The organism is Streptococcus mitis (assembly GCF_009496155.1).
In the GTDB taxonomy this organism is placed as follows: Bacteria; Bacillota; Bacilli; order Lactobacillales; family Streptococcaceae; genus Streptococcus; species Streptococcus mitis_BQ.
The window spans coordinates 160,733-177,642 of record NZ_WIJP01000001.1; the positions used below are offsets into that span (position 1 = coordinate 160,733).

Sequence of the window (16,910 nt, forward strand, 5' to 3'; positions counted from 1 at the left end):
ATGGCATTTGAAAGTTTAACAGAACGTTTGCAGAACGTCTTTAAAAATCTACGCAAAAAAGGAAAAATATCAGAGGCTGATGTTCAAGAGGCAACCAAAGAGATTCGCTTGGCCTTGCTTGAAGCCGACGTTGCCTTGCCCGTTGTAAAGGACTTTATCAAGAAAGTTCGTGAGCGTGCAGTCGGACATGAAGTCATTGATACCCTTAATCCTGCGCAACAGATTATCAAAATCGTTGATGAGGAACTGACCGCCGTTTTAGGTTCTGATACGGCAGAGATTATCAAGTCACCTAAGATTCCTACAATCATCATGATGGTCGGTTTGCAGGGGGCTGGTAAAACAACCTTTGCAGGTAAGTTGGCTAATAAACTCAAGAAAGAAGAAAATGCTCGTCCTTTGATGATTGCGGCGGATATTTATCGTCCTGCTGCCATTGACCAGCTTAAAACATTGGGACAACAGATTGATGTACCTGTTTTCGCTCTTGGAACAGAGGTACCAGCTGTGGAGATTGTTCGTCAAGGTTTGGAACAAGCCCAAGCTAATCATAATGACTATGTCTTGATTGATACGGCAGGTCGTTTGCAGATTGATGAGCTTTTGATGAATGAACTTCGTGACGTGAAAGCACTAGCCCAACCAAACGAAATTCTGCTCGTCGTTGATGCCATGATTGGTCAAGAAGCGGCCAATGTTGCGCGTGAGTTTAATGCTCAGTTAGAAGTCACTGGGGTTATCCTTACCAAGATTGATGGGGACACTCGTGGTGGTGCGGCTCTATCTGTTCGTCACATTACTGGAAAACCAATCAAGTTCACTGGTACGGGTGAAAAGATTACGGACATTGAAACCTTCCACCCAGACCGTATGTCTAGCCGTATCCTTGGCATGGGGGATATGCTGACCTTAATTGAGAAAGCTTCTCAAGAATACGATGAGCAAAAAGCCCTTGAAATGGCTGAGAAGATGCGTGAAAACACCTTTGATTTCAATGATTTCATCGATCAGTTGGATCAGGTGCAAAACATGGGACCAATGGAAGACTTGCTCAAGATGATTCCAGGCATGGCCAACAATCCAGCCCTTCAAAACATGAAAGTGGATGAGCGCCAGATTGCGCGCAAACGTGCCATTGTGTCTTCCATGACACCTGAAGAACGTGAAAATCCAGATTTGTTAAATCCAAGTCGTCGCCGTCGTATCGCTGCAGGTTCTGGAAATACCTTTGTCGAAGTCAATAAATTCATCAAGGACTTTAATCAGGCCAAACAACTCATGCAGGGTGTTATGTCTGGTGATATGAACAAGATGATGAAGCAGATGGGAATCAATCCAAACAACCTTCCAAAAAATATGCCAAATATGGGAGGAATGGATATGTCAGCCCTTGAAGGAATGATGGGACAAGGCGGTATGCCTGATTTGTCAGCTCTCGGAGGAGCAGGAATGCCGGATATGAGCCAGATGTTTGGAGGTGGACTCAAAGGTAAAATCGGTGAATTTGCCATGAAACAGTCTATGAAACGCATGGCTAATAAAATGAAGAAAGCAAAGAAGAAACGCAAGTAAGATAAAGGAAGGCCGCAGGGCTTTCCTTTTTTAGAAAGAAGAAAAATGAGCACTTCCGTAGTTGGAAATGCTCGTTTTTTCGATGTGTTTAGATTCTTATACTCAATGAAAATCAAAGAACAAACTAGAAAACTAGCCGCAGGTTGCTCAAAGCACTGCTTTGAGGTTGTAGATAAGACTGACAAAGTCAGCTCAAAACACTGTTTTGAGGTTGCAGATAGAACTGACGAAGTCAGTAACATATATCTACGGCGACGTTGACGTTGTTTGAAGAGATTTTCGAAGAGTATTAGTCTTTATTTTCGTATGGCAAGATCAAATTCAAGATGATTCCTGTCATGGCTGATAGGGCAGTACCTGAAAGGGTAACTGGACCGAGTTTAAGTATAGCTCCTCCAAGTCCAAGGACCAACATAGCACTTGCTATGATTAGGTTACGCATTTGACCAAAATCAACACGTTCTTTGATCAAGACTTTCAAACCGTTGCTGGCGATAACCCCATAGAGAAGGATTGACATACCACCAAGTACAGCATTTGGAATGGTTGAAATCAAGGCAGTGAATTTACCAAGGAAGCTAAGGGCAATTGCGATAAAGGCAGCGTTACGGATAACTGAGACAGAAGCGATACGAGTCATACCGATAACCCCTGTATTTTCTCCGTAAGTTGTATTGGCTGGTCCACCAAGGAAGGCAGAAACAGAAGTTGCGATACCGTCACCAAGAAGAGTACGGTGAAGACCTGGTTCTTTCAAGAATTGACGGCCACAGATTTGACCCAAAACAGTATGGTCTCCGATATGTTCAGAAATTGTTACGATAGCGATTGGCAAGATGGCGATGGTTTCTGGACCAAAGTAAAGATTGTATTCTTTAAAGGCACCACCTGTGCTAAATGGCAAGTAGAAACCAGGGATTTCAAACCAGTTAGCTTTAAGAACTGGCGTAAAGTCAACCAAACCAAGAGTTAGCGCGAAGAGGTAACCACCAATAATGGCAAAGAGGAATGGAATGATTCGTAGGAAGCCTTTTCCTTTGGTATTGATAAAGGCAGCAATCAAGAAAGTAACAACTGCTACAAGAGCATTTTTCCAGTTTCCATCAGCTACAAGACCAGCGTTGGTAACAGCTGAACCCGCAAGGCCAAGACCGATAACGATGATCATAGGTCCGATGATGATTGGTGGCAAGAGTTTATCAATCCATTTTGTACCTGCAAAACGAACACCAGCAGCCACAAGGACATAGACCAAACCAGTCAAGATAACCCCTGTTTGAGCAGCAGATACATCACCACCCATTTCTTTCATAGCAAGCGACATTGCTGTGATAAAGGCAAATGAAGAACCTAGATAAACTGGAACTCTAAAACCAGTTGAAATCATGTAGATGAGTGTTCCAACACCTGAAGCAAAAAGGGCAACAGATACAGGCATTCCCAAAATCAAGGGTACCAAGATGGTCGCACCAAACATGGCGAAAACGTGTTGGAAGCTAAGGAGAATTCCTTTGCCAGCCGAAGGACGTTGGTCAACGTCTAGTAACAAATCAACAGTTGATTCTTGTTTCATATAAACCTCACTTTTGGGCATCAAAAAAAGAGCCCATTATTTTACAGCAATAGGCCCTCAGAGTAAGACTTCTTTAAAATCTAGACTTTAAAGAGTTTCAAATATTTCTGCGTCTTCGTCACCTCACGGGATGACATTAAAAACCTTTGCTTGTGATAGTATAGCAAAAATTACAAACTTTGTAAATATTTTTTTACTTAAAAATTTAAAGCGGGCGTTTATTTGGCATGCCAGCCTTTCTTGGGTATTTGTTGGGCGTTTCTTTTTTCTTTTCTACCACTGTGATATAACGCGGATCTCCATTTGGTAGGGCGTAGCTGAGATTGTCTTCGACCTTACTGAAGAGGAGATTGAGGGCATTCTTAGCTTCAAATAACTCCTCAGGCGCATTGCTGGCCTTGAGTGCCAATAGTTTTCCGCCAACCTTAAGGTAGGGAATAGTCAATTCAGACAAAACCTGCATGCGGGCAACCGCACGAGCCGTTACAAAATCATATTGAGCACGGAAGTTCTTGTCTTGGGCAAAGTCTTCTGCACGTCCATGGTAGAAATGAACATTGTCCAAATTCAGTTCTTGAGCCAAGAGTTGGAGGAAGTTGATGCGCTTATTGAGTGAATCAATGATGGTCACATCTAACTGAGGATAGAGAATTTTTATCGGCAGACTTGGAAATCCTGCTCCAGCTCCGATATCAAGAAGTTTGATAGTTTCATTGGGAATCAAACCTTGAAGAATGGGTGCAATCGAATCGTAAAAATGTTTGAGATAAACTTCTTCCTTGTCCGTAATGGCTGTTAAATTAATCTTTTCATTCCACTCGACCAAGAGCTCAAAATAACGTTCAAATTGTTTTTTTTGCTGATCCGAAAGTGGAAGTTTTTGCTCGGCAAGCAAATTGTAAAATGTTTCTGGTTTCATAGTGTTTTCCTTCTTTAGTATCATCTTATTTTACCACAATCATAAAAAATTTGATATACTGGTACTAATCTAAAAGTAGAAAGGACTTATATAATGACTTGGATTATTCTTGGAGTTATCGCTCTTGTTGTTATTTTCGTGATTGTTAGCTATAACGGTTTGGTTAAGAATCGTATGCAAACAAAGGAGGCTTGGAGTCAGATTGATGTTCAGTTGAAACGTCGAAATGACCTTTTGCCAAACTTGATTGAAACTGTAAAAGGTTATGCCAAATATGAAGGTTCTACCCTTGAAAAGGTGGCAGAACTGCGTAACCAAGTGGCGGCAGCAACTTCACCAGCAGAAGCTATGAAAGCTAGTGATGCCCTTACTCGTCAGGTTTCAGGTATTTTTGCAGTTGCAGAAAGTTATCCAGATTTGAAAGCTAGTGCAAATTTTGTTAAATTGCAAGAGGAGTTGACCAATACAGAAAATAAAATTTCATACTCTCGTCAACTCTACAATAGTGTTGTCAGCAACTACAATGTAAAATTAGAAACTTTCCCAAGCAATATTATCGCTGGAATGTTTGGATTTAAAGCAGCAGATTTCCTTCAAACTCCAGAAGAGGAAAAGGCAGTACCTAAAGTTGATTTTAGCGGTTTAGGTGACTAAGATGCTGTTTGATCAAATTGCAAGCAATAAACGAAAAACCTGGGTTTTGTTGCTGGTATTTTTCCTACTCTTAGCTCTTGTTGGCTATGCGGTTGGTTACCTCTTTATGCGCTCGGGGCTTGGTGGTTTGGTTATCGCACTGATTATCGGCTTTATCTATGCCTTATCCATGATTTTTCAATCGACAGAGATTGTCATGTCCATGAATGGAGCGCGTGAGGTGGATGAGCAAACGGCACCAGACCTCTACCATGTAGTGGAAGATATGGCTATGGTGGCTCAGATTCCTATGCCTCGTGTTTTCATCATTGATGATCCAGCCTTAAATGCCTTTGCGACAGGTTCTAACCCTCAAAACGCGGCAGTTGCTGCGACGTCAGGTCTCCTAGCTATCATGAATCGTGAAGAACTAGAAGCAGTTATGGGACATGAAGTCAGTCATATTCGTAATTACGATATCCGTATTTCGACTATTGCTGTTGCCCTTGCTAGTGCTATCACCATGCTTTCTAGTATGGCAGGTCGTATGATGTGGTGGGGTGGCGCAGGTAGCAGACGAAGTGACGATGATCGAGAAGGAAATGGCTTAGAGATCATTATGCTAGTGGTTTCCCTCCTAGCTATTGTGCTGGCACCTCTTGCTGCCACCTTGGTACAACTAGCTATTTCTCGTCAGAGGGAATTCCTAGCTGATGCTTCTAGTGTTGAGTTGACGCGCAATCCTCAAGGAATGATAAATGCTCTAGGTAAGTTGGATAATAGTAAACCGATGAGTCGTCCTGTCGATGATGCCAGCAGTGCACTTTATATCAATGATCCTAAGAGAGGGGGAGGGTTCCAAAAACTCTTTTATACCCACCCACCTATCTCAGAACGGATTGAACGTTTAAAACATATGTAAAAGGAATCCAGAGGTCGTCTCTGGATTTTTGCTATGTTGCAAATTTATAAATCTTCTAAATTAACTACCTCCAGACCGTGTTCTGTTAAGCGATAGATGGTCGAACAGACTTCTTTTAAGAAACGACGGTCATGCGAAACAGTGATGAGACCGCCTGGATAGGTTGCAAAGAGTTTTCTAATTTCGGGTTGAGAAGTTGGAGAAAAATTTCGTGTGGGTTCATCCAGCAGGAGAAAGTTTGGTTTGAGTAAGACTAAATCTAAAAGCAGGAGTTTACCCTGTTGCCCGCCAGATAAGGAGCGAATTTGATGCTGCATTTCTGGATAACTGAAATTGAGACTGGCTAAGTGAGATTGGATTTTCTGCAGTTCCTCTTTTTCCCCAGTTTTGCTGAGATAGGCGATTGGGGATAAATTCAATTGCAGTTTTTTGTGGTAATCTTGTGGCATAAAACCAAGTGAAATCTCTCTTTTTGCGCTAAGCAGTTGTTGCAACTTGGATAGCAGAGTCGATTTTCCAACACCATTTGGCCCGATGATACCGATTTTATCTTGGGCACGGACAGTTAGTTGTAGTTCTTGCATCAAAATTCGCTCGCCAATGGACAAATTTTCTTTTTCCAGTTGGATTAAGACTTTGGATGCCGGTAATGGCTGTATATCCGAGAAGAAAAGTTGAATGTGTTCTTCTTCAAGTGGCTTTTGGGTCATGGCCTGAGCTAGCTTTTCGTAGCGTTTTTCTTGAGAGAGGACAGTTTTCATCTTTTTAGCCAATAGGCGCCCAGCAGTACTATCTTTGGTAGCTCGCAGCGCAGTTTCTACATTTTGCTTGACTCGCCGATGTTTTTCCATGGTTTTATCGTAGGCTCTTTGGTCGTTAGCAGCTTGCTGGCTTTGTTTGGCAAAATTAGCCTTTCTCTGGTCGCTATAGCTATCATAGTCTAAATGCTCTACTAGCGTTTTTGCTTCTTTACGGTGCTTGACCAGTCGCAAGTGGACAATAGTATTAGCCGTTTCAGAAAGGAAGTCTTCATCATGGGAAATGAAAATAACAGTTTGCCTAATCTTGCGAATCTGACCTTTTAGCCATTCAACTGTTTCAAGGTCCAAGTCATTTGAAGGTTCATCTAAAAATAGAATCTCAAAGGGTTTGGCTAACTCATGGATGAGCTGAATTTTCAAAGCTTCGCCCCCTGATAGACTGCCAATATTTTGGTCACTAGCGAAGCGATCGCTATCAAAATGCAACTCCTCAGCCAAACGATAAAGAATACTGTAGTCTAAATCAATAGAAGACAAAAAGAAGTAGTCGTGTAAACTTATATTTTTCAGCTCCTTGGGGAGTTTTTGAGGAATGTAGGCCAGTGACTGATAGTCAGACTGGATGTCTCCCTTGATAGTGAAAGTAGGCAATGCTTCTCCCATTAAGGCTCGCAGCAATGTTGATTTGCCATTTCCTTCCTCTCCAATAATAGCTACCTTTTCCCCATCCTGGATGGTCATGCTTAGATCAGAGACAAGGTCTCGTAAATCTTTGTTTTGTGTGATGGTCAGGTGATTGATTTTTATCATATGATTGCCCTTTCTAGAATGTCGATTGTGCATAACAAAAAGCTCTACTTTACCTAGTAGAGCCAAAATCTATGTCAAAAAAACTCTATTAATACTCTTCGAAAATCTCTTCAAACCACGTCAGCGTCGCCTTACCGTAGATATGGTTACTGACTTCGTCAGTTCTATCCGCAACCTCAAAACAGTGTTTTGAGCTGACTTCGTCAGTCTTATCTACAACCTCAAAGCAGTGCTTTGAGCAACCTGCGGCTAGCTTCCTAGTTTGCTCTTTGATTTTCATTGAGTATAAAATGCCAGAAAAAGAGCATAAAAGAGCACACAAAAAGAGACAAAAACAAGATCTACTAAATAAAGTTTCTTTATTTGATAGACTTAGTTGTTCATGTCTCCCTTACCTCCGATTATTAGTACCTCTATCCTATACCTTTAAGGATATTTTGTCAACAGAAAACTGACAATTCTAATCTCTAGAATCCAAAAACAGGCCCATAAAGAGTCAGTACGTGTTTGACATGCTCGTAATGGAATCTATCATAGTTTCGCCAAGCAGTGCGTGCTTGATCGTTTAGTTTTAGGCTACCCAGTCCAATGAGAAGACTGGTAGGTTTGTAAAATTTCTCAAGGTCAATTAAGATACTGTTGTCCAACTTTTCCACTTTTTTGATCTCTTGTTTGATCTCTTGCAGAGTAGTATTTACCAGCTCTTGTAGTCGAATATCATCTGCCCTACCCTGTTTGCAGCTTTGGAAACTTTTATTTAACTCGGATAGGAGTTGGGTTGCATTAGTAATGAGTTCTTTGTTTTCCATGTGAGCATCCTCCTTGATCTGCTGTATTATTGCCTATAGTATAGCACTAAAAAACAAAGATATCATAGTAAATATGTTAAAAAACTCGAATTTCAATTATAAAGTTTGCTGTGCTGATTTGTAGCCTTTTCGTGGTATAATCAAGAGAGTAAATCTTTATGGAGGAAGTATGAAATTAAATATTCAAGAAATTCGTAAGCAGTCTGAAGGCTTGCATTTTGAACAAACGTTAGATTTAGTTGCTGACCTACGTGCACGTAATCAAGAAATTTTAGATGTAAAAGATATCCTTGCAGTTGGGAAAGTACAGTACGAAGACCGTATGTATTTCTTAGATTATCAGTTGTCTTATACCATTGTCCTTGCTTCAAGTCGTAGTATGGAGCCAGTTGAGTTAGTTGAATCTTATCCAGTCACGGAAGTTTTCATGGAAGGCGCAACCAACCAGCTAGATCAAGAGGTTCTCGATGATGATTTGGTCTTGCCTATCGAAAATGGAGAACTTGACCTTGCTGAGAGCGTGTCAGACAATATCCTACTAAACATTCCTATCAAGATCTTGACGGCTGAAGAAGAAGCTGGTCAAGGTTTTGTGTCAGGAAATGACTGGCAAATCATGACAGAAGAAGAATACCAAGCTCAACAAGCAGTCAAAAAAGAAGAAAACAGTCCTTTTGCTGGCTTACAAGGACTATTTGATGGAGACAAATAATGGTCTTGTCAAAAAAACGAGCACGAAAGGTGCTAGAAGAAATCATTGCTCTTTTTCCAGATGCCAAGCCCAGTCTTGATTTCACCAATCATTTTGAACTCTTGGTTGCGGTCATGTTGTCAGCGCAGACGACGGATGCAGCGGTAAATAAGGCCACACCGGGTCTCTTTGCTGCCTTTCCAACGCCACAAGCCATGTCTGTTGCGACAGAGGGTGAGATTGCTTCACACATTTCTCGCCTGGGACTGTATCGGAATAAGGCTAAATTCCTTAAAAAATGTGCCCAACAGTTACTAGATGATTTTGATGGTCAAGTTCCTCAGACACGTGAGGAATTAGAGAGTCTAGCAGGTGTTGGTCGCAAGACAGCCAATGTTGTCATGAGTGTAGGGTTTGGAATTCCAGCCTTTGCAGTAGACACTCATGTGGAGCGTATTTGCAAACACCACGATATCGTCAAAAAATCAGCGACACCACTTGAGGTGGAAAAGCGGGTCATGGATATCTTGCCACCTGAGCAGTGGTTAGCTGCCCATCAGGCCATGATTTATTTTGGAAGAGCTATCTGTCATCCTAAAAATCCAGAGTGTGACCAGTACCCACAGTTATATGACTTTAGCAATTTATAAGATGGGGGCTCAAAAGTTTTTGCTTGATTTTAGGCCCGCTTTGTGCTATAGTATTTGATAACTAAATATTCCTTTAAACCTGTCCCGTGAGGCAGGCAAGGAGCGTGATAAAGTAGAAGGGTGAAGTCTATACTATTTGTAGTAGGGCTCGCTTAGCTATACATTTCAAGTCTCCTTGTTTAAGGAGACTTTTCTTTTTGGAGGTTTGTCATGAAGACAAAAGAAGTTGTAGACGAATTGACCGTCAAACGGGCGATTACGCGTATTACTTACGAGATTATCGAACGCAACAAAGATTTGAATAAAATCGTCTTGGCTGGTATTAAAACTCGTGGTGTCTTTATCGCCCACCGTATTCAAGAACGTTTGGAGCAACTAGAAAATCTTTCGGTTCCTGTTGTGGAATTGGATACTAAACCTTTCCGTGATGATATTAAAAGTGGAGAAGATACTTCTTTGATTTCTGTTGATGTAACAGGTCGTGAAGTTATCTTGGTGGATGATGTGCTTTATACAGGTCGCACTATCCGTGCTGCTATTGATAATATTGTCGGTCATGGTCGTCCTGCGCGCGTGAGTTTAGCAGTTCTAGTCGATCGTGGACATAGAGAATTGCCAATCCGTCCAGATTACGTTGGGAAAAATATCCCTACTAGTCGTTCTGAAGAAATCATCGTAGAGATGGCAGAACTTGATGGCCAAGACAGAGTTCTGATTACTGAAGAAGCTTAGAAAGCTAAAGGAGTAGCCATGTCAGAAAATCAACAAGCATTGAACCATGTGGTGTCCATGGAAGACCTCACTGTCGATCAAGTGATGAAATTGATCAAGCGAGGAATTGAGTTTAAAAACGGAGCTCAGCTTCCTTATGAAAACCACCCGATTGTTTCCAATCTTTTCTTTGAGGATTCTACACGGACGCATAAGTCCTTTGAGGTGGCAGAGATCAAACTGGGACTGGAACGACTTGACTTTGATGTCAAGACCAGCTCGGTAAATAAGGGTGAGACACTTTATGATACTATTTTGACTCTATCTGCTCTAGGAGTAGATGTCTGTGTGATTCGTCACCCAGAGGTTGACTACTACAGAGAGTTGATTGCTAGTCCGACGATTACGACTTCCATCATCAATGGTGGAGATGGTTCGGGACAACACCCTAGCCAGAGCTTGCTTGATTTGATGACTATTTATGAGGAATTTGGTCACTTTGAGGCTCTAAAGGTCGCTATTGCAGGTGACTTGGATCACTCACGTGTTGCCAAATCCAATATGCAGATTTTGAAACGCTTAGGTGCAGAACTTTATTTTGCTGGACCTGAGGAATGGAGAAGTCAAGAGTTTGCAGACTATGGACAGTTTGTAACCATTGATGAAATCATTGATCAGGTGGATGTCATGATGTTTCTCCGTGTGCAACATGAACGCCATGATAGTGGAACTGTCTTTTCAAAAGAAGATTACCATGCTCAACATGGCTTGACTCAAGAACGTTACGACCGTTTGAAAGAAACAGCAATCCTCATGCACCCAGCTCCAGTCAATCGTGATGTAGAAATCGCAGACCACTTGGTTGAAGCACCAAAATCACGGATTGTCCAACAAATGACCAATGGTGTCTTTGTTCGAATGGCAATCTTAGAATCCGTACTGGCGAGTAGAAACGCCAACTAAAACACAAGACGTTAAAAGACGCCAGTGAGCGTCCACGAGAGGTGAAAATATGACAAAAAGACTTCTAGTATTAGAAGATGGCACAGTTTTTGAAGGTAAGGCCTTCGGAGCAGATATTGATGTAACGGGCGAAATCGTCTTTAATACAGGTATGACCGGCTACCAAGAATCCATTACAGACCAGTCTTATAATGGACAAATCTTGACCTTTACTTATCCTTTGGTGGGAAATTATGGAATTAATCGTGATGATTACGAATCCATCATTCCAACTTGTAAAGGAGTCGTTGTTTTTGAAGAAGCACGAAGAGCAAGCAACTGGCGAAATCAAATGACGCTGGATGAATTTTTGAAAGCCAAGAAAATTCCAGGTATTTCAGGAATTGATACGCGTGCCCTCACCAAGATTATCCGTAAGCATGGTACCATGCGAGCAACCTTGACCCATGTTGGGGACAGCATGGACCATGTAACTGACCAGCTCCAAGCAACAGTATTGCCGACAGACAATATTAAACAGGTTTCTACTAAAACATCCTATCCAGCTCCAGGAGTTGGTTTGAGCGTCGTGTTAGTGGACTTTGGTCTCAAGCACTCAATCCTACGTGAACTTTCTAAACGTAACTGTAACGTGACGGTTGTTCCGTATTCGACAACGGCAGAAGAAATTCTCCATCTTAATCCTGACGGAGTTATGTTGTCAAATGGACCAGGTAACCCAGAAGACGTTCCACAAGCACTCGACATGATTCGCGGTGTGCAAGGGAAAATTCCAATCTTTGGTATTTGTATGGGGCATCAACTCTTCGCTATGGCAAACGGGGCTAAGACTTACAAGATGAAGTTTGGTCACCGTGGCTTTAACCATGCAGTACGTGAAATCGCAACAGGACGAGTAGACTTCACCAGCCAGAACCACGGTTATGCAGTCAGCCGTGAGGATTTGCCAGAGCACTTGATTATTACCCACGAAGAAATCAATGACAAGTCAGTTGAAGGTGTACGTCACAGATACCAGCCTGCTTTCTCTGTTCAATACCACCCAGATGCAGCACCTGGTCCACACGATGCAAGCTACCTATTCGACGAGTTTATTGAGATGATGGAAGCTTTTAAACAATCAAACTAAGAACGAGTAAAAGCTCGTCGGAGAATTTATTTAACTGAACACGGACGGAAAGCTCGGAATTTAGAGAAACCAACTTGGATTTTCAATCTTTCCTTGGTTTCCTAAAATTCAATCGCTTTCTATTCGTCCTTTGTATCTTATTTAATGGCAACCCGAGAGTTGCCGAATAGAAAGGCAGGTCGTTTCTTTTAGTCGCTATTTGGCGAACTAAAAACTCCCTGCACTAGATTTTTTACCGAAAAATATCGTTTCGCTAAAAAATCGTCGGAGAATTTATTTAATGTCGCTCAGTGAGGCGACGAATAGAAAGGAGAAGATACATTGTTCGCGGAAGTGAACACGCCCTAAGAACTGTGTGAAAAAGATAAACATCGTCTTGACGCTAAAGGCGTCTGCATCGAGTTTCCTATTTTCACTGTGTTCTTTACGGGCTTTGTATCATAAACTATGCCTAAACGTACTGATATTCAAAAAATTATGGTGATTGGTTCTGGTCCGATTATTATTGGTCAGGCTGCTGAGTTTGACTACGCTGGGACCCAGGCTTGCTTGTCTTTGAAAGAGGAAGGTTATGAGGTTGTCTTGGTTAACTCAAACCCTGCAACTATCATGACCGATAAGGAGATTGCGGACAAGGTCTATATCGAACCGATTACACTTGAGTTTGTAACGCGTATTCTTCGTAAGGAGCGTCCAGATGCCTTGCTACCAACCCTTGGTGGTCAGACAGGACTCAATATGGCCATGGAATTGTCTAAAAATGGTATCCTAGATGAGCTTGGAGTGGAGCTTCTAGGAACTAAATTATCCGCCATTGACCAAGCGGAGGACCGTGACCTCTTTAAACAATTGATGGAAGAGCTCAACCAACCAATTCCAGAATCTGAAATTGTCAACACAGTAGAAGAAGCAGTTGCCTTTGCAGCGACAATTGGCTACCCAGTCATCGTCCGTCCAGCCTTTACCCTAGGTGGTACTGGTGGTGGTATGTGTGCCAATGAGGAAGAATTGCGTGAAATTGCTGAAAATGGTTTGAAATTATCGCCTGTGACCCAATGTTTGATTGAGCGTTCTATTGCAGGTTTCAAGGAAATCGAGTACGAAGTCATGCGCGACTCAGCTGACAATGCCTTGGTTGTTTGTAATATGGAAAACTTTGACCCAGTTGGGATTCACACAGGGGATTCCATTGTATTTGCCCCTGCGCAAACCATGTCAGACTATGAAAACCAAATGCTTCGTGACGCAAGCTTGAGCATTATTCGTGCCCTCAAAATTGAAGGTGGATGTAATGTTCAGCTGGCCCTTGATCCCCACAGCTTCAAGTACTATGTCATCGAAGTAAATCCTCGTGTATCGCGTTCGTCAGCCCTTGCCTCTAAAGCGACAGGGTATCCGATTGCTAAGTTGGCTGCCAAGATTGCAGTTGGCTTGACCTTGGATGAGGTTATCAACCCAGTTACAGGTTCAACCTATGCCATGTTTGAGCCAGCCCTTGACTATGTAGTTGCCAAGATTCCACGTTTCCCATTTGACAAGTTTGAAAAAGGTGAACGCCGTCTTGGTACCCAGATGAAGGCTACTGGAGAAGTCATGGCGATTGGTCGAAACATCGAAGAATCTCTTCTTAAGGCTTGTCGTTCACTTGAAATTGGAGTTCACCACAATGAAATGCCTGAGCTTGCAGCAGTTTCTGATGATGCCTTGATTGAAAAAGTTGTTAAAGCCCAAGATGATCGTCTCTTCTATGTATCAGAAGCCATTCGCCGTGGCTACACACCAGAAGAAATTGCTGAATTGACTAAGATTGATATCTTCTATCTTGATAAACTCTTACATATCTTTGAAATTGAGCAAGAATTAGGTGCCCATCCACAAGATCTTGAAGTTTTGAAAACTGCAAAATTGAATGGATTTTCAGACCGTAAGATTGCTGAACTTTGGGAAATGACAGCTGACCAAGTTCGTCAACTTCGCTTGAAAAATAAGATTGTCCCAGTTTACAAGATGGTTGATACCTGTGCGGCAGAGTTTGACTCTGAAACACCATATTTCTATTCAACCTATGGATGGGAAAATGAATCTATCCGATCTGATAAGGAATCTGTACTTGTCCTAGGTTCTGGTCCAATCCGTATCGGTCAAGGAGTTGAATTTGACTACGCCACTGTTCACTCGGTTAAGGCGATTCAAGCTGCTGGCTATGAAGCTATCATCATGAACTCAAACCCAGAGACCGTTTCTACAGACTTCTCTGTATCAGACAAGCTTTACTTTGAGCCATTGACATTCGAAGATGTTATGAATGTCATCGACTTGGAGCAACCAAAAGGGGTTATCGTTCAGTTTGGTGGTCAAACAGCTATTAACCTTGCGGAGCCATTGGCAAAAGCAGGTGTAACCATCCTTGGTACACAGGTTGCTGACCTAGACCGTGCGGAAGATCGCGACCTCTTTGAGCAAGCTCTTAAAGACTTAGATATTCCACAGCCACCAGGACAGACAGCAACCAATGAAGAAGAGGCAGTGCTTGCAGCTCGCAAGATTGGTTTCCCAGTTCTTGTCCGCCCATCTTATGTACTTGGTGGACGTGCCATGGAAATCGTGGAAAACGAGGAAGATCTCCGTTCTTACATGCGAACAGCAGTTAAGGCTAGTCCAGACCATCCGGTTCTTGTTGACTCATACATCGTTGGGCAAGAGTGCGAGGTTGATGCCATTTCAGACGGAGAAACTGTTCTTATCCCTGGTATCATGGAGCATATCGAACGTGCTGGTGTCCACTCAGGTGACTCAATGGCTGTTTACCCACCACAAACCTTGTCGCAAAAGGTTCAGGAAACTATCGCAGACTACACCAAACGCCTAGCAATTGGTCTTAACTGTCTTGGTATGATGAACATCCAGTTTGTCATTAAGGATGAAAAAGTCTACGTTATTGAAGTCAATCCACGTGCCAGCCGTACGGTTCCATTCCTTTCTAAGGTGACCAATATTCCTATGGCTCAGGTAGCAACCAAGCTTATTCTTGGTCAAAGTTTATCAGAACTTGGCTACCAAGATGGTCTTTACCCTGAAAGCACCCGCGTTCATATTAAAGCACCAGTCTTCTCCTTTACCAAACTAGCTAAGGTAGACAGCTTGCTTGGTCCTGAAATGAAGTCAACAGGTGAAGTTATGGGTTCTGATACTACTTTGGAAAAAGCTCTCTATAAAGCCTTTGAAGCTTCTTACTTACACTTGCCAACCTTTGGTAACGTTGTATTTACTATCGCTGATGATGCAAAAGAAGAAGCCTTGGATTTGGCTCGTCGTTTCCAAAATATTGGCTATGGAATCCTCGCGACAGAAGGGACAGCTGCCTTCTTTGCCAGTCATGGATTACAAGCTCAACCTGTTGGTAAGATTGGTGATGACAATAAGGATATTCCAAGTTTTGTTCGCAAAGGAAGAATTCAAGCTATCATTAACACAGTTGGAACCAAACGAACTGCTGATGAAGATGGTGAGCAAATCCGCCGTTCAGCCATTGAACACGGAGTGCCTCTCTTCACAGCCCTAGATACAGCTAATGCCATGCTCCAAGTATTGGAAAGCCGTAGTTTTGTCACAGAAGCGATTTAAATAGAAAAATAAGTCGAACAAAAAATCTTGTAAGATAAGAAAAACGTATAATATCAGGTGTTGAAATCCTTGATATTATGCGTTTTGTTGTGAGAATATTTACTTCATTTACTGTAGAAGAATCAATCTTAAGCTGCTAAAAGGATCTATTTTTTGTACAATAATGCTATGAAAAAACTAAAACAATGTAGTCTTGGCTTTCTTAGTTTCATTCTTTTGTTCTTACTTGCTACATTTATCTTTCATCGTATCAGTTTAGAAAAGGAACAAGCCTCACTAACACCTATGGGGCAACAAGTTCTCGTCAATGGACATCAAATGAAGGTTTACGTTGAAGGGAATGGTCCTGAGACTATAGTACTTCTGTCAGGTGCTGGTATTGCATCTCCTATATTGGACTTTAAAGAAGTGTCGGAATCCTTATCGAAACTGTATAAGGTAGTCATCGTGGAACGAGTAGGGTATGGTTATAGTGATGATAGCAATCATTCCAGAGACGTGATGGAGGTTTTATCTGAGACGCGTCAAGCTCTTTCACAAGCAAATGTCAAAGGTCCTTTTATCATTTCGTCTCATTCCACGGCTAGTCTAGAGAGTCTGGCTTGGCAGAAGAAGTATCCTGATGAAGTAAAAGCTTTGATAGGACTTGATTGGGTACTGCCATCAAGTTATGAAGATTTAAAGGAGAATCAGACCTTGTTCACTGTGGCATATTGGAGCAGCAAGATTGGTTTATTACGCTACTTTCCTGAGTCTTTTTATATAAAAAATCCAACTCTGACCGAAAATGAACTAGAACAATATAAACTCCTAGCTTATAAGCAATTGATGCCACAAGCTATACTTCATGAATCCCGTTTAGTAAAGGAAAATGCTAAGAAAGTTCCCTCAAGTATCAATCCGAAAATTTCAGCCTTACTAATGGTTTCTAATGGTGATTGTACTAGCTTTAGCCAATCTGAGTGGTAACGTTATGCAGAGAGATTGACAAGCGACCAGCCTAATGTTCAAGTTGTGTATGTTAATGTACCTCATGATTTGTACTATTATCAAAGTAATGAAATAGCTTCTCAGATTGAAGATTTTTTAAAGAGTAATTGAGGGGTTAGAAATCTATTTATGTTGATGATATAGTTGCTTAGT

At 41.8% G+C, this 16,910-nt stretch carries 14 protein-coding genes and 1 pseudogene; 10 read left to right on the forward strand and 5 right to left on the reverse strand.

Going from position 1 to position 16,910, the window contains the following annotated elements:
* A complete protein-coding gene (ffh, locus tag GEZ84_RS00805) occupies positions 1–1,572 on the forward strand; it encodes a signal recognition particle protein (protein ID WP_000863612.1) in 1,572 nt (523 codons plus the stop codon).
* A 289-nt stretch (positions 1,573–1,861) separates the two neighbouring features.
* Here the strand turns inward: ffh and GEZ84_RS00815 are convergent, their stop codons facing one another.
* Together GEZ84_RS00815 and rsmG are read right to left on the reverse strand one after the other, a co-directional pair.
* A complete protein-coding gene (locus GEZ84_RS00815; RefSeq protein WP_031227914.1) occupies positions 1,862–3,145 on the reverse strand; it encodes a uracil-xanthine permease family protein in 1,284 nt (427 codons plus the stop codon).
* A 205-nt stretch (positions 3,146–3,350) separates the two neighbouring features.
* Positions 3,351–4,064: a 16S rRNA (guanine(527)-N(7))-methyltransferase RsmG gene (gene rsmG, locus GEZ84_RS00820; RefSeq protein ID WP_153222916.1), complete on the reverse strand. Its 714-nt coding sequence runs from the start codon at positions 4,062–4,064 to the stop codon at positions 3,351–3,353.
* A gap of 93 nt (positions 4,065–4,157) precedes the next feature.
* On the opposite strand from rsmG, the gene GEZ84_RS00825 reads away from it, so the two are divergent.
* On the forward strand, positions 4,158–4,718 hold the full coding sequence (locus GEZ84_RS00825) for a LemA family protein (RefSeq protein ID WP_000219828.1): 561 nt from the start codon (positions 4,158–4,160) through the stop codon (positions 4,716–4,718).
* A 1-nt stretch (position 4,719) separates the two neighbouring features.
* On the forward strand, positions 4,720–5,619 hold the full coding sequence (gene htpX / locus GEZ84_RS00830) for a zinc metalloprotease HtpX (protein ID WP_153222917.1): 900 nt from the start codon (positions 4,720–4,722) through the stop codon (positions 5,617–5,619).
* Between the two features lie 44 nt (positions 5,620–5,663).
* Here htpX and GEZ84_RS00835 read toward each other — a convergent pair whose 3' ends face one another.
* The 3 genes from GEZ84_RS00835 to GEZ84_RS00845 all read right to left on the reverse strand — a co-directional run bounded on the left by GEZ84_RS00835 (position 5,664) and on the right by GEZ84_RS00845 (position 7,999).
* Positions 5,664–7,223, reverse strand: a complete 1,560-nt coding sequence (locus tag GEZ84_RS00835; protein WP_153222918.1) for an ATP-binding cassette domain-containing protein — start codon at positions 7,221–7,223, stop codon at positions 5,664–5,666.
* A 55-nt stretch (positions 7,224–7,278) separates the two neighbouring features.
* On the reverse strand, positions 7,279–7,470 hold the full coding sequence (locus GEZ84_RS10765; RefSeq protein WP_228113000.1) for a hypothetical protein: 192 nt from the start codon (positions 7,468–7,470) through the stop codon (positions 7,279–7,281).
* Between the two features lie 187 nt (positions 7,471–7,657).
* On the reverse strand, positions 7,658–7,999 hold the full coding sequence (locus GEZ84_RS00845; protein WP_153222919.1) for a helicase BlpT: 342 nt from the start codon (positions 7,997–7,999) through the stop codon (positions 7,658–7,660).
* 169 nt (positions 8,000–8,168) lie between these two features.
* Between GEZ84_RS00845 and GEZ84_RS00850 the strand changes: the two genes are divergently transcribed.
* From GEZ84_RS00850 to GEZ84_RS00880, 7 genes and pseudogenes are all read left to right on the forward strand, one after another.
* Positions 8,169–8,711, forward strand: a complete 543-nt coding sequence (locus GEZ84_RS00850; RefSeq protein WP_153222920.1) for a YceD family protein — start codon at positions 8,169–8,171, stop codon at positions 8,709–8,711.
* A complete protein-coding gene (gene nth, locus GEZ84_RS00855; RefSeq protein ID WP_033681985.1) occupies positions 8,711–9,340 on the forward strand; it encodes an endonuclease III in 630 nt (209 codons plus the stop codon). The genes GEZ84_RS00850 and nth overlap by 1 nt, the downstream gene beginning before the upstream one ends.
* Positions 9,341–9,550: 210 nt before the next feature.
* Positions 9,551–10,072 carry a bifunctional pyr operon transcriptional regulator/uracil phosphoribosyltransferase PyrR gene (pyrR, locus tag GEZ84_RS00860; RefSeq protein ID WP_000850022.1) on the forward strand — a complete coding sequence of 174 codons (522 nt, stop codon included), beginning with the start codon at positions 9,551–9,553 and terminating at the stop codon, positions 10,070–10,072.
* An 18-nt stretch (positions 10,073–10,090) separates the two neighbouring features.
* Positions 10,091–11,014, forward strand: coding sequence for an aspartate carbamoyltransferase catalytic subunit (locus tag GEZ84_RS00865; protein ID WP_153222921.1), 924 nt, complete (start codon positions 10,091–10,093; stop codon positions 11,012–11,014).
* A 49-nt stretch (positions 11,015–11,063) separates the two neighbouring features.
* Positions 11,064–12,143 carry a carbamoyl phosphate synthase small subunit gene (locus GEZ84_RS00870; protein ID WP_000166853.1) on the forward strand — a complete coding sequence of 360 codons (1,080 nt, stop codon included), beginning with the start codon at positions 11,064–11,066 and terminating at the stop codon, positions 12,141–12,143.
* 447 nt (positions 12,144–12,590) lie between these two features.
* A complete protein-coding gene (gene carB / locus GEZ84_RS00875; RefSeq protein WP_153222922.1) occupies positions 12,591–15,767 on the forward strand; it encodes a carbamoyl-phosphate synthase large subunit in 3,177 nt (1,058 codons plus the stop codon).
* A gap of 168 nt (positions 15,768–15,935) precedes the next feature.
* Positions 15,936–16,868, forward strand: a pseudogene (locus GEZ84_RS00880) (alpha/beta fold hydrolase).
* Positions 16,869–16,910 lie beyond the last annotated feature (42 nt).

Coding starts and splice junctions, on each gene's coding strand:
- ffh (WP_000863612.1), top strand. CDS start 1: ATGGCATTTGAAAGTTTAACAGAACGTTTGCAGAACGTCTTTAAAAAT.
- GEZ84_RS00850 (WP_153222920.1), top strand. CDS start 8,169: ATGAAATTAAATATTCAAGAAATTCGTAAGCAGTCTGAAGGCTTGCAT.
- GEZ84_RS00815 (WP_031227914.1), bottom strand. CDS start 3,145: ATGAAACAAGAATCAACTGTTGATTTGTTACTAGACGTTGACCAACGT.
- pyrR (WP_000850022.1), top strand. CDS start 9,551: ATGAAGACAAAAGAAGTTGTAGACGAATTGACCGTCAAACGGGCGATT.
- GEZ84_RS00825 (WP_000219828.1), top strand. CDS start 4,158: ATGACTTGGATTATTCTTGGAGTTATCGCTCTTGTTGTTATTTTCGTG.
- rsmG (WP_153222916.1), bottom strand. CDS start 4,064: ATGAAACCAGAAACATTTTACAATTTGCTTGCCGAGCAAAAACTTCCA.
- htpX (WP_153222917.1), top strand. CDS start 4,720: ATGCTGTTTGATCAAATTGCAAGCAATAAACGAAAAACCTGGGTTTTG.
- GEZ84_RS00845 (WP_153222919.1), bottom strand. CDS start 7,999: ATGGAAAACAAAGAACTCATTACTAATGCAACCCAACTCCTATCCGAG.
- GEZ84_RS00870 (WP_000166853.1), top strand. CDS start 11,064: ATGACAAAAAGACTTCTAGTATTAGAAGATGGCACAGTTTTTGAAGGT.
- carB (WP_153222922.1), top strand. CDS start 12,591: ATGCCTAAACGTACTGATATTCAAAAAATTATGGTGATTGGTTCTGGT.
- GEZ84_RS00835 (WP_153222918.1), bottom strand. CDS start 7,223: ATGCACAATCGACATTCTAGAAAGGGCAATCATATGATAAAAATCAAT.
- GEZ84_RS00865 (WP_153222921.1), top strand. CDS start 10,091: ATGTCAGAAAATCAACAAGCATTGAACCATGTGGTGTCCATGGAAGAC.
- GEZ84_RS10765 (WP_228113000.1), bottom strand. CDS start 7,470: ATGAAAATCAAAGAGCAAACTAGGAAGCTAGCCGCAGGTTGCTCAAAG.
- nth (WP_033681985.1), top strand. CDS start 8,711: ATGGTCTTGTCAAAAAAACGAGCACGAAAGGTGCTAGAAGAAATCATT.